The 12,746-nt window shown below is 71.4% G+C and carries 9 protein-coding genes and 1 other RNA gene; 2 read left to right on the top strand and 8 right to left on the bottom strand.

Features of this window, described 5'->3' with window-relative positions:
• Positions 1–3 precede the first annotated feature (3 nt).
• The 5 genes from WME96_RS39595 to WME96_RS39575 all read right to left on the bottom strand — a co-directional run bounded on the left by WME96_RS39595 (position 4) and on the right by WME96_RS39575 (position 5,005).
• Positions 4–846: a hypothetical protein gene (locus tag WME96_RS39595; RefSeq protein WP_437286742.1), complete on the bottom strand. Its 843-nt coding sequence runs from the start codon at positions 844–846 to the stop codon at positions 4–6.
• A gap of 435 nt (positions 847–1,281) precedes the next feature.
• Positions 1,282–1,474, bottom strand: a non-coding RNA gene (ssrS, locus tag WME96_RS39590) — 6S RNA.
• Positions 1,475–1,729: 255 nt separating this feature from the next.
• Positions 1,730–2,596: an inositol monophosphatase family protein gene (locus WME96_RS39585; protein WP_437286741.1), complete on the bottom strand. Its 867-nt coding sequence runs from the start codon at positions 2,594–2,596 to the stop codon at positions 1,730–1,732.
• Positions 2,593–4,080 (bottom strand): UDP-N-acetylmuramate--L-alanine ligase, encoded by a 1,488-nt coding sequence (locus WME96_RS39580; RefSeq protein WP_437286740.1) that lies wholly within the window; start codon positions 4,078–4,080, stop codon positions 2,593–2,595. Before WME96_RS39580 ends, WME96_RS39585 begins: the two co-directional genes overlap by 4 nt.
• 319 nt (positions 4,081–4,399) lie before the next feature.
• Positions 4,400–5,005, bottom strand: a complete 606-nt coding sequence (locus WME96_RS39575) for a ComEA family DNA-binding protein (protein ID WP_437286739.1) — start codon at positions 5,003–5,005, stop codon at positions 4,400–4,402.
• A gap of 313 nt (positions 5,006–5,318) precedes the next feature.
• Between WME96_RS39575 and WME96_RS39570 the strand changes: the two genes are divergently transcribed.
• Both WME96_RS39570 and WME96_RS39565 read left to right on the top strand, forming a co-directional pair.
• Positions 5,319–6,419 (top strand): DUF362 domain-containing protein, encoded by a 1,101-nt coding sequence (locus WME96_RS39570; protein ID WP_437286738.1) that lies wholly within the window; start codon positions 5,319–5,321, stop codon positions 6,417–6,419.
• 65 nt (positions 6,420–6,484) lie between these two features.
• On the top strand, positions 6,485–7,240 hold the full coding sequence (locus WME96_RS39565; RefSeq protein WP_437286737.1) for a hypothetical protein: 756 nt from the start codon (positions 6,485–6,487) through the stop codon (positions 7,238–7,240).
• A gap of 105 nt (positions 7,241–7,345) precedes the next feature.
• Here the strand turns inward: WME96_RS39565 and WME96_RS39560 are convergent, their stop codons facing one another.
• From WME96_RS39560 to WME96_RS39550, 3 genes are all read right to left on the bottom strand, one after another.
• Positions 7,346–8,578 (bottom strand): serine/threonine-protein kinase, encoded by a 1,233-nt coding sequence (locus WME96_RS39560; RefSeq protein ID WP_437286736.1) that lies wholly within the window; start codon positions 8,576–8,578, stop codon positions 7,346–7,348.
• A gap of 276 nt (positions 8,579–8,854) precedes the next feature.
• Positions 8,855–10,582, bottom strand: a complete 1,728-nt coding sequence (locus WME96_RS39555; protein WP_437286735.1) for an acyl-CoA dehydrogenase family protein — start codon at positions 10,580–10,582, stop codon at positions 8,855–8,857.
• A gap of 63 nt (positions 10,583–10,645) precedes the next feature.
• Positions 10,646–12,601 (bottom strand): HDIG domain-containing metalloprotein, encoded by a 1,956-nt coding sequence (locus WME96_RS39550; RefSeq protein ID WP_437286734.1) that lies wholly within the window; start codon positions 12,599–12,601, stop codon positions 10,646–10,648.
• Positions 12,602–12,746: the final 145 nt, after the last annotated feature.

Below are 12,746 nucleotides of genomic sequence, written 5' to 3'. Positions count from 1 at the left end.
GGCCTACTTTTGAGCCTCCGCGCTCGGTCCGCCGCTCTCGCCCACGACGAGCGCCTCCTTGATGAACTGCTCGTCCGGGGTCGGCTTCGCGACGACCTCGAGGGGTTTTCCGACCGGCTCGCCGTTGAAGTAGCCCTGCAGCGTGTACTTGCCGTCCTCGAGCTCCATCGTGAAGCTGCCCTGGCGGTCCGGGTACGCGATGGCCACGGTCCTCGGCTCGACGACGATCCACGACCGGATGCTCGGGGCGAGCTGATCGCGGATCTCGTACTTGCCCGGCCCCGGCGGCGTCCAGGCGCGGGTCTTGGCGGCGGCGACCTCGACCGGCTGGAGCCCCTTGTTGCCGACGTCGTAGAGCTTGTGCGGGAACGGATCGTGGTTCTCGAACTGGAGCTGCTGGCCCTCGGCGACGACGAGGGTCACCGGCGTGGTGCGGCCGCCGGCGATGACGATGGAGCGCGGCGTCTTGAGCGGCGCGCCCTTCTCGGCGAGCGCGGCGATGCAAAGCTCCTTCGGGGCGTAGCCGACCAGCGTGCGAACATCGGCGCGGACGGTCGGGGACGGCTCGCGGAACGTGTACCGGTTCGCCTTCGGATCCTTGGCCTCGTTCCAGACCGGGTTCAGGAGCTTGGGCGCGCCCGTGGTCCTGCCCTTGATCGTCACCGCGGCGAGGGCCGCCCCGGGCACCGCGAGGATCGCGAGCGTCAGGGCCAGGCGCCGGATGAAGCGCGAGCGGCCGTGGACGCGGCGCGTGATGTGGTTTGACGGCCCGAGCCGCGCTGCGCCGGCGAGCGGGCGCTGCTCGTCGTGTTGCGCTCCTGAAGATCGAGGGGATCTCGTATCCATCGCAGGCCCGAAGCTACCGGAAGGGGAATGAGAACGGAAACAAAAGCCGGGCCGCCGTCCGGGCGCAGACGCCGCGCGCGCCGCGCTGCGCCGGCCCGCGTGGCGATGCCGCCCGCGGCGCCCTCGCGACAACGCCGCGGCGGCGCCGGCTGCGCGGCGCGCTGCGCCGATCGGCGCGACGGTGCTGCCTGATGCACCGCGCTGCGCCCCTCCGCGTGACGGTGCTGCCTGATGCGCCGCCCTGCGTCGATCCGCGCGACGGTGCCGCCTGCGCTCTGAGCTGCGCGCCGCGCAAGCGTTCCACCCCGCGCGGGGCTGCGTCATGCCCAGGCGGGCGGCCGCGAGCAGACGACGCCGCGGTGCGGCAGCCGCTGGGCTGAGCTCCCGGGGACAAAAAAACTGCGGGCCGCATGAACGGCCCGCAGGGGAGAGATGTTCCGTACCGCCGAGGACGTGGGCAGAAGGACTTGAACCCCTAGCATAGCTGCTAGGTGGGAGCCTAAGTACCGCTTCAGGCTTCCCGGTGAATGGTTCCGGGCCTAGCTCACCACGGTATCGTTGTTGGCTCCCTGGTTCTCGCTTACTCGGGATTCAATCGTCCAGCGCCTCACGAAGTCGGCAGAGGGAACGACCATAGGATAGTTCTCTCGCTGGCTCAGTCAACCGCTCTTCGCCGCGACGTCGCTCATCTCGCGTCTGGCTGGCTCGTGATTGGCGCGTGGCTGGCGCGTCGTCATCGCGTCGTCAGTCGTCACCGCGTCGTCAGCCACAGTTTGCGCTTGATCTCGCTCGCCGTCTCGCCCTTGGTCTTGATCGCGTCTCGCGTTCATGCAGGGTCGGTCCTCTCCCGTCGGGACGATCCGGAACTGGCATGACGCCACGCCTAGCGTGCGGGCGAGCCTGTGTCGGAGAAGAGCGCGACGATGGGGGCGTGGACGATCCCGTTGGACGCCACGATGTTTCCTGTGTGGTAGTCCGGCGCTCGGCCGTCGAGCCCGGTGATGACCCCGCCGGCGCCGCGCACGATCGCGCTCCCGGCGGCGATGTCCCAGGCGTGCAGCCGGCGCTCCCAGTAGGCGTCGTACGTCCCGTCGGCGACCATGCAGAGATCGATGGCCGCGCTGCCGCAGCGCCGCACGGCCTGGGCGTTTCGCTTCACCGTGATGAAGGCGTCGAAGTTGTTGTCCGGAGCCCGATCGCGCACCGGCGGGAAGCCGGTCGCGACCATCGCGCGCTGCAGCGACGCCGTGGCGCTCACCGCGCAGCGCTCGCCGTTGCGGCGCGCCTCGCCGGCGGCCGCCGGCTCCGGCCCATCGCCGGGCGGCCGCGGATCGCGGGGCATGTAGCCCGTCCAGCGGATCCCGAGCACCGGCGCGACAACGGCGCCCGCGACGGGCGTGTCGTCGTCCATGAGGCCGACGGAGACGCACCAGAACGGATGCCCGTGGACGAAGTTCGTGGTGCCGTCGATCGGATCGACGTACCAGACGAGCCCGCCGCGGGACGACGTCGGGCGTGAGGCGCTCTGCTCCTCGCCGACGACGGCGATGCCCGGCGTGAGCGCGCCGAGCCGCGCGATGAGCAGCTCCTCGCTCGCCCGGTCGAACTCGGTCACGAGGTCGTGCGGCCCCTTCTCCTCCACGCGCGGGCACGCGCGGAACCCAGCCTGCACGAGCGTGGCTGCCTCCTCGGCGACGCGCAGCGCGATCCCGGTGAGCTCGAGCAGCTCCGCTGGCCCGCGCCCGCTCATCGCGCCCTCGCCGACAGCGCGCCGCGGAGCTTCTCGTAGATCCCGCCGAACGCCCCGTTCGACAGCAGCGCCACCGTGTCGCCTTCCTGCGCGTCGCGCGCGATCGACGCGACGATCGCGTCGACCGAGGCCGCCGCCTCCGCGCGCTTGCCCGCCTGCCCGAGGTCGCGCACCAGCCGGTCGAGGTCGAGCCGCTCGCCCGCGGCGATGTCCGGCCGGCCGAGCGGCGCGAGCACGACGCGATCGGCCGCGCCGAAGGCGCGCGCGTAGGGATCCTGGTGGAGGGCGCGGCACGCGGTCGCGCTGCGCGGCTCGAACACCGCCCACAGCGCGCCTTCCGGGTGCCGGGCGCGGAGCGCGCGCAGCGTCTCGTCCACGGCGGTCGGGTGGTGCGCGAAGTCGTCGTAGACGCGCACCCCGCGCGCCTCGAACAGGAGATCTTGCCGGCGCCGCACGCCCTCGAAGCTCGCGAGCGCGGCGGTCGCCGTCGAGAGCGGCACGCCGAAGCCGTGCGCCGCGGCCGCGACCGCGGCGATCGCGTTGCGCACGTTGTGGTGCCCCGGCATCTGCAGGGCGAAGCGCCCGGCCATGACGCCGCCGGCGTACAGGTCGAACGACTGGCCGCTCGGGCCGGCCTCCGCGGGGGCAGCGAGCCAGTGCGGCGGCTTTCCGTGCGTGTCGTCGCCCTCGAGGGCGAACCAGGCGACCTCGGCGCGCGCCGACCGCGACACCACCTCGACGACCCGCGGATCGTGCGCCGCCGCCACGAGGAGCCCCGTCTCCGGGATCCGCTCGACGAACCCGCGGAACGCCGCCTCGTAGGACGCGGCGTCAGGGTAGATGTCGATGTGGTCGTGCTCCATCGAGGTCACGACGCCCACCTCGGGCCGGTAGTGCCAGAACTTCGGTGTTTTTTCGAAGAAGGCGGTGTCGTACTCGTCGCCCTCGACGACGAACGGCGTCCTGCGGCGACCCGCGCCCGCCTCGTTGACGAGCGGGAGGCCGCGGCGGTCGCCCGCCGGGGCGGCGCTCTGGGGCAGCCGGAAGCTCGCCTCGAAGTTCTTCGGCAGGCCGCCGATGAGGAAGCCTGGATCCCTGCCTGCCTCGTGCAGGAGCCACGCGCACATCGAGCTCGTCGTCGTCTTGCCGTGCGTACCCGCCACGACGAGCGGGGAGCGGCCGGCGAGCATGTGGTCGGCGAGCGCGTGGGCCATGGTGGTCACCCGCATGCCGCCCTCGATGGCGGCGCGGGCCTCGGGGTTCGTCGGGCGGCAGACGTTGCCGATCACGACGAGATCGGGGCGCGGGTCGAGGTGCGCGGGATCGAACCCGGTCATGAGGCGGATGCCCCAGCGCTCGAGGGCCGGCCCCATGGGCGGATAGAAGGAGACGTCGGAGCCCGAGACCTCGTGCCCCGCGGCCTTGAAGAGCCCCGCCAGCGCACCCATGCCGGTGCCCGCGACGGCGACGAAGTGGACGTGCATCGCGGCGCAGTGTGCCCGAGCGCCCTCGGAGGGCAAGGGGGCTCGGCGCGGTAGATCGCTGGCGACGGCGCGCGGCTCCCGTCGTCACGGCGCGGCGCGCCGCGAGCAGACGGCCGCTGCGGACCCCGATGGAGCGGTGAGCCGAGATCGGGAGAGGAGCTCCAACAACCCTCGATCGACTGAGGCGTCGCGCCCTGCCGCACACGCATCGGTGTTCCGCAAACACCGTATCTGCGCGACGCCGCGAGCTTGCATGTCGCGAGATCGAGACAGCGAGCATCCCGCGACGAGGGGCGCGGCGCGCGACGTCACGGCGGGATCACGGCGGATCGACGAGCACGAGCGGCCTCAGCCGCTTCAGCGACCGCCGGCCGAGCCCCTTGACCCGGAGCAGGTCGTCGACCTTCCGGAAGCGCTTCATCCTGGCGCGGAGCGCCAGGATCGCCGCCGCCTTGGCCGGCCCCACGCCGGGGAGGCGCATGAGGTCCGCCTCTGTCGCCAGGTTCAGCACGACCTTGCCGTCCGCTGTCACGCCGCCGCCCGCCGGAGCGCCCGCCCCGCCGTCGCCCGGCGGCGCCTCCGCTGCTGCCCCTGCGTCCGCTGGATCGGCCGTGGCGTGGGGCGGCGCGCTCCCGGCGGCGCCGGCGGCGCCGATCGGCGCCGGCCCGCTGGCGACCATCGCCAGCCCGGCCGCCGGATCTGCGGCGCGCCGGGCCGGCAGCAGGCTCAGCGCGTGCCCGGAGCCCACGAGCGCCAGCGCGAAGAACCCCGCGCCGTACGCCACCACCTTGCCGCCCAGCGCGGTCCACGCCGACTCCTGCAGCGCTGCCAGCGCCCTTTTCCGCCATGAACGCCGCGCTTCCACGGCCTGCCCTGCCTCCGCCCGACCGGCGAGCGAGCCCTTCCGCTTCGATGTCTCTTCCATCGTGCCGCGCCTCCTCAACGTGCAAAGGACGTCGCCCTCCGCGCACCCGCGCGCGGCGTTCGTCTCGTCGGCCCGGGCGCCAAGCGAGGGGCATGCCGGCCGCGCGCGCCCTTGAAAACCCGAGCCGATCGCGGGGACCCGGCGCGCCCGGGAGCGGCGCCGCCATGGCGGACGCGGGAGCGACGACGAGCTCGCCGCCCCCGGGCGTCCGGTCGCCGTGTCTCGAGCGAGAAGCTCGGCTACCATCAGCGCTCCGGGCGCCCGGCGACCCGGCGGCATTCACCCCGCCCCACGGCGCTCACCACGAGGTCTCATGCCCCACGATCCCCGTCGCTTCGTTGATCCCGGCCCCGCGGGGCGCTCGCGCCGAGCCTTCCTGGGCGGGCTCGCCGCCGGCGCCGCGGGCGCCGCGCTCCTCGGCCCGAGCTCGGCGTTCGCCGAGGCGGTCCCGAGCCTCGCGGCCAAGCCGCCCCCCGGCTTCACGCCGCTCTCCATCCCGGGGAAGATCGTGAAGGTCACGAAGGCGAACTCGCTGCAGCCGAACGGCCTCTGGCCCGACGCGTCCGCGGCGAAGCTGATGCTCGAGCGGGTCATGGCCGAGCTCACCGGGAAGGCCGACCTCGGCGCCGCCTTCGGGCGGTTCGTCCACAAGGACGATCGCGTGGCGATCAAGGCCAACGGCATCGCCGGCCAGAAGGGCGCGACCATGGCCACCAACAAGGAGCTCGTGCTCGAGATCGTGCGCGGCGTGATCGCGGCGGGCGTGCCCGCGGAGAACGTCATGATCTTCGAGCAGTACCCGTCGTTCCTCGCCGGCACGCGCTGCGCCGACCGCACCGCGAAGCCCGCCGCCGACTTCCCGGCCGGGATCCGCGCCGCGGTGCACGAGAACAAGGACGCGGTGATGCCGAGCATCACGGTCTGCGGCATCCCCACCAAGTTCGTCCGCCCCTTCACCGAGGCGACCGCGGTGATCAACGTCTCGCTGATCAAGGATCACTCGATCTGCGGCTACACCGGGTGCCTCAAGAACATCACCCACGGCGCGACGATCAACCCGCACTCGTTCCACGAGCACACCGCGAGCCCGCAGATCGCCGAGCTCTACGCGCAGGACGTCGTGAAGAGCCGCGTGCGCCTGCACATCACGGACGGCTTCAAGCTCATCTACGACCAGGGCCCGCTCGACAAGAACCCGAAGCGGCGCGTCCTCCACGAGTCGGTCTACGCCACGACCGATCCGGTCGCGATGGACGTGATCGGCTGGGGCGTGGTCGAGGGGTGGCGCAAGGAGAACGGGCTGCCCACGCTGAAGGAGGCGAGCCGCGAGCCGTCGTACATCCGCATCGCGGGCGAGCTCGGGCTGGGCGTCTTCGACAAGAATAAAATTGCGATGCGCGAGGTCCGACTGTAGCGGCGCCGCGGGAACCGCTCGCGGGGCTGCCGTCCGAGAACCGCCAGCCGAGGCTCGTGTTGCCCATGCCCTGCTCCAGGCCGATCGCGCGCTCTTTCCTCCGCGGGGGGACCGCGTCGGCGGTCCCTCTGCTCGCCTCCCTCGCGCTCACCGCGTGCAGCAGCGGCGGTCCGCCGCCGAGGGCGCCCGGTTTGCCGCCGACGCCGGCCTCGGTCACCCGCGAGAACCCGGGGGGCGACGCGGCCGACCCGGAGCGGGCCGCGCTCGAGCGGCTGCTCAAGGAGCCCTGGGGGCGGCGCCGGGACCGGTTCAACACGCTCGACGTGCCCCTTGTCGACTGGCAGAGCTGGCGCAGGGTGCGGATCTGGAGCCACCCGACGCGCGCGACCTTCCGGTACGGCGACGAGCACTACGCCGCCCTGACGGTCCTCTACACGAGCACCTCGGGGCCGAGCGATCCCGATAGCTGCCTCGACGAGTTCTGGGCGAAGAACGCGCCGCTCGCCGACGGTTACGGCGTGCGGCTCGGGGAGGCGCAGCTCATCCGGACGACGCAGGAGATCGACGGCGAGGTGCGGCCGCTCGTGTTCAAGGTGCTCCAGGGCAGCGTCGAATCGGTGTTCGCGAGCGACGAGTACGCGGGCGCGATCGCGGCCTACGAGTCCTGGCCGGGCACATGCCTCGTGTCCGTGCTGGCCGTGAAGGCGAGCCAGCACCCGGAGCTCGCGCGTCGGGTGCGCGACCGCTGGATCGACGAGGGCGCGCCGAAGCTCAGGTGGATCGCCGGCATCAACGAGGCGCCCACCTCCGAGGCGCGGTAGTCTCCGCCCGATCAGCGCCGCGGTGCCGCCACGCGCCCGACGGCCGGGGAGGCGGCCGCCGCGAGGGGGCCGCGCCCGCCGCGAGGGCGGCGCGGCGCCCGTCGATCACAGGCTCATCGATGTCGGGCTCTCCGCGGCCCCCAGCGACCAGTCCGCGCCCTGCGCCATGCTGTGGCAAACGACCGAGGCGGCCGCGAGGAGCAGCGCGATCGCAACCAGCCAGGGGACCCGGAGCGGCGGCAGGACGCGGCTGTCCAGCACGACCTCGCTCGGCTGGTCGTCGTCGGCGGGCTCGGGGGGGGCGGCCGTCTGCGGCGCGCCGCCGAGATCGTTCGCCGGCGTCGCCTGCATGGCGGCCATGGTGGTCTCATCCATCCCATAGCGCGGCGCGACCGCGGGCACGCCCAGCGCGCGCCGCTTCATGATCGCGCTCCGCTCGGACGGCGGCGGGGCGGGGATCGCGCGCGGCGGCTCGGGAGACCGCAGCGAGGCCGGCGCCTGCTGAACGATCGCGGCGAACGCCTCCATCATCTCCTTGCCCGACTGGAACCGCGCGCCGGGATCGAACTGGAACGCCCGCGTGAAGAACGCGTCGATGCTGGGCGGGAGCTCCGGCGAGAGCCCGGACGCCCTGGGGAACGAGGTCTGACAGATGTGCCGGACCAGCTCGTTGATGGTGGCGCCGCCGAACGGGCACTGGCCGGTGATCGCGCGGTACAGGATCACCGCCATGGACCAGAGATCGCTCCGGTAATCGACCTGCTTGGGCGCCATGGTCTGCTCGGGGCTCATGTACCTCGGCGTCCCGAGCACCATGCCTGTCTTCGTGATCCTGTCGCGCGAGCAGGACGACTTGGCGACGCCGAAATCGAGCACCTTCACCAGCTCATCGCCGCCCGAGGACGTGATGAAGATGTTCCCCGGCTTCAGATCCCGGTGGATGACTCCCGCGGCGTGCACCGCGTCGAGGGCCTTGCCGAGCTGCGTGAACAGGGTCGCGGCCTGCGCGAGCGGGAGCTTCTGCTCGCGATCGAGGCGGCGATTCATGTCCTCCCCCTCGAGGTACTCCATCACGATGAACGCGCAGCCGCGATCGACGCCGTAATCGTAGGTCTCGATGACGTAGGGGCTCCGGACGCGCGCGGACGCGCGGGCCTCGCGCTCGAAGCGGGCAATGAGCTCCGGCTCCGTCGCCGCGAAGCTCCGGATGAACTTGATGACCACCCGCCGCCTGAGCTTGATGTCGAAGCCCAGCCACAGGTCGCCCATGCCGCCGCCCCCGAGCCTGCGCTCGAGGCGGTATTTATCCATGACGGCCCGACCTTCAGTCTCCTGCATGGCTCCGCACCTGCCACCCGATGCCCAAGCCTGGGACAAGTGATCACCCGATTTCTGTCGAAGGGCCTACGCCAACGTTACTCCCCATCAGATGATATCGCAATCCGTCCCTGCCGTGCGCCGAAAACGTCCTGAAACAGAGCGCGGATACGCTCGATGAGCGTGATGCGATGGATCTACATGGAGCGCTGTATCGTGTAGTTCCTGCGATGGATCTACATGGAGCGCCGTATCGTGTGGTTCCCTCGGTGTCAGCCGAGGTGAGGCGAGCTGCGATTACAGGATGTCGAACGGGTAGGCGCGATCCGCATAGGCACGCACCGCGATCGCCTTGCGCAGCTCGTCGTCGTTCTTCTGAAAGTCCGACACATGCTGCCTGAGCCGCTTCTGCGCCATGCCGATGAACACGGTCGTGAGATCGATCTCCCGCCGCGCCCCGTCCTCGCCGCGCCGCTCGATGGCCCGGGTCGTGCGTGCGATGCACGCGGCCATACAGTAGAGGTCGATGGCCATCTCCGCGATGCGGCGCTGCGCGTACTGCATCTCGGCGATCTCCCGCCCGTGCTTCCGGAGCATGTCCTGGCTCCGGGCGGCGAGCTCGGCCGTGTACTCCTCGAAGAGCACCGCCTCCCGGCTGAGCAGCGGGTGCGCCTTCGACATCCGCTCGCGCCCGAGCACCGACCGCGCCTTGCGCAGCGCGAAGTCGCTGAGCAGCCCGAAGCCCTTGATGGGCTCCCGCATCGCCTTCGCCACGTCCGCGAGCTCCCTGCCCGGGCCGCTCATGCCGGAGAGCGCCATGAAGCAGCGCAGGATCTCGTTCGTCCCCTCGAAGATCATGTTGATCCGGGCGTCGCGCAGGTGCCGCTCGTAGGGGAAGTCCTGCATGTAGCCGATGCCGGCCGCGATCTGGAGCGTCTCGTTGACCACGAACCACAGGGTCTCGCTCCCCATGACCTTGCAGATCGCGCTCTCGATCGAGAAATCAGGGACCTTGGCATCGACGAGGCTCGCCGTCAGGTACGTGATGGACTCGAGCGCGTACGTGTGCGCCAGCATCGTCGCGATCTTGTCCTTGATGAGCCCGAAATCGCCGATGCTCCGGCCGAACGCGCGCCGCTCCTGCACCCGGTCGAGCGCCAGCCGGATCAGCGTGTTGCACGCGCCCACGCACCCGGCCGAGAGACCGAGCCGCCCGTTGTTGAGCACCTCGACGGCGACCTTGAACCCCTTGCCGACCTCGCCGAGCACGTTCTCGCGCGGCACCTTCACGTCCTCGAAGAAGAGCTCCGTCGTCGATGAGCCCCGGATCCCGAGCTTGTGCTCGTTCGGACCGCTCTTCACGCCCATGCCCCGCTCGACGATGAAGGCGGTGAGCTTCGGCTTGCTCCCCTCCTCGAGCGCGGACGTCCGGGCGAACACCGTGAACACGTCGGCGAAGCCGCCGTTCGTGATCCAGATCTTCGACCCGTTCAGCGTGTAGTGCGAGCCGTCGGCCGACACCTCGGCGCGCGTCCTGATCGCCGCGGCGTCGGAGCCGGCGCCCGGCTCCGTGAGCGCGAAGGCCGCCATCCACTCGCCGGTCGCGAGCTTCGGGAGGTAGCGCTGCTTCTGGTCCTCCGTCCCGAAGAGCTGGATCGCCTTGAACCCGATCGACTGGTGCGCGCCGAGGGTCACGGCGATGGACGCGTCGAGCCCGCCGACCTCCTGCATCACGCGCGCGTACGCCATGTTGCTGAGGTTGACCCCGCCGTGATCGGCCGAGATCTGCAGGCCCATCAGGCCGAGCCCCTTCATCTCGTCGATCAGGCCCGGATCGATGGTGTGCTCCCGATCGATCCTGGTGCTGTCGACGCTCGCGGCGAAGAACCGCCGCACGCTGTCCAGCATCATCGACGTCGTCTCCCGATCCTCCGCGGGCATTTCGGGGTACGGGAAGATGATGTCCTCGGCGATGATGCCGTGGAAGAGGGCCTTCATGAAGCTCTGCTCGATCGTCGGCGGCATCGGACCGTCCTTTCAGGGGCAGGCCGCTGCGCCGCGGAGGAGCGCGCGGCGCGCCCGGCCTGCTCAGTGCGTCTTCTTCGGCGCCCGCACGGACTCCGCTGGGCCCTCTTCCTTCGCGCCCCCCTCGCCGTCATCGCTGCCCGCGGGCGCCGCCGCGGCCGCGCCCCGCGCGGTCGACGCGGGCGCCGCTGCCGAGCCCCGCGCGGTCGACGCGGGCGCCGCTGCCGCGCCCCGCGCGGTCGACGCGGGCGCCGCTGCCGAGCCCCGCGCGGTCGACGCGGGCGCCGCCGCGGCGGTCCCGTCCCGCGCCGTCGCGCCCGACGGCGGCACGGGCGTGGGCGTCGCGGGGCGCACGGGGTGCGGCGTGGCCGTGGGCGGCGGCGGGGTGTGCCCGGCGCGATCGCTCTCGCGCTGCCACGGGTACTTGATGCGCCCATGGTACATGTTGACCAGCGTCGAGGCCATCCGGCTCGTCATGATGCGCAGGTCCTCGATCGTCAGCCCCGACTGATCGAGCTGGCCAGACGCGAGCTTCGAGAACATCACGCGCTGGATCATCTCCTCGAACTTCTTGTGCTCGGGAGGCCAGATGGTGCGCGACGCCGCCTCGATCGAGTCGACGAGCATCAGGATCGCCGTCTCCTTCGTCTGCGGCTTCATGCCCGGATAGCGGAAGTGCTCCTGCGTCAGCTCCTTCGGGTTCCCCTGCTCGACGCACTTGTGCCAGAAGTACTCGACCACCTGCGTGCCGTGGTGCGTGTACGCGAACTCGACCACCGGCTCGGGGATGTTGCCCTCGCGCAGGATCTTCGTGCCCATCACCACGTGCGCCATGATGGCGTCGGCGCTCACCTCCGGCTCGAGATCCTCGTGCGGCGATCGCTCGCCGGGCCCGAGGTTCTCGATGAAGTACTTCGGCTGAACCGTCTTGCCGAGGTCGTGGTAGTAGGCGCCCACGCGCGTCAGCAGGGCGTCGGCGCCGATCGCCGCGGCCGACGCCTCGGCGAGGTTCGCCATCGCGCGCGCGTGCTCCCAGCTCCCCGGCGCCTCCGCCGCCATCTTCTTGAGCAGCGGCTGCTCCAGATCGGTGAGGTCGAGCAGCTTGTCGCGGGGCACGTGCCCCATCGCGCGCTCGGCCGGCTCCCGGAGGCTCCGCCCGAGCAGGCCGACGAGCAGCCCGCCGCCGATGCAGGCCAGCACGTTGGACCCGAGCCAGCGCTTCAGATCCGCGCCGAGGTCGAAGCTGCCCTCGAACAGCACGGTGAGCGCGATGAACCCGATCGCCCCGGCGAGGCCCGCGAGGCTCCCCGCGATGAGGAGCTGCCGCGAGCCCTTGCGCTTGAAGAAGAACATCGTCGCCGCGATGCCGCGCACGAGCAGCACCGACAGGAGGACGACGTCGAACCGGAGCAGCGACGCGGCGATGAACGCGACGCCCACCTCGACGAGGAACGCCGTCCGCCGATCGAACGCGATCGCGACCCAGAGCGGGAGCGCCGCGACCGGTATCCAGAACTCGGGCAGCGCCGTGAAGAGCAGGAGGAGCTTCGCGACGAGGAACGAGCCCGTCATCAGGACGAACATGCCCACCTGCGTGCGGAGCAGCCGCACCCGGTTCTGTCCGAACCGGCGCAGGTAGACCGTCAGCATCAGGCAGACGATCAGGTAGATGACGTACGTGCTCGCGACGCGCGCGCCGAGCCCGGGCCGCCGCATGCGCCGCACCGTCTCGTACGCCATCGCGGCGTCGTGATCCTCGTTGCGCTCCGACAGCACCGTGCCGCGCGGCACGATGACGCGCCGGTGCTCGTACGAGAGCGAGAAGCCCCCGTCGTGCGAGTCGCGCACGATGCGAGGCCCGTACGGGACCCGCAGCGTCACGGGCGCAGGCTTGCCCATCTCGGGGCTCAGCGAGGGGATGAAGAGCTCGCCCACGCTGATCACGGCGAAGAGCGCCGAGAAGAGGACGCTCAAGACGAAGCCGGCGAGGGGACCTGCCCGGATACGCGTGCGCAGCATGGAACCGCTCGGTCTCGTCCGCTGGAGGGAACCTGAGAAACGGTTGACGGGGCACGCTCGCGCGTCACCCCGCCGCCACCGAACGGCCGCGGGCGGCCGCCGATGTCAAGGTGTAGGCGGGACCCTAGCAAAGAAGCGTGGCCGA

Origin of the sequence: Sorangium sp. So ce406 (assembly GCF_051474675.1) — a bacterium.
Lineage (GTDB): Bacteria > Myxococcota_A > Polyangia > Polyangiales > Polyangiaceae > Sorangium > Sorangium cellulosum_G.
Note: the sequence above shows the minus strand (reverse complement) of the source record. Positions and strands in the feature narration are given on the sequence as shown.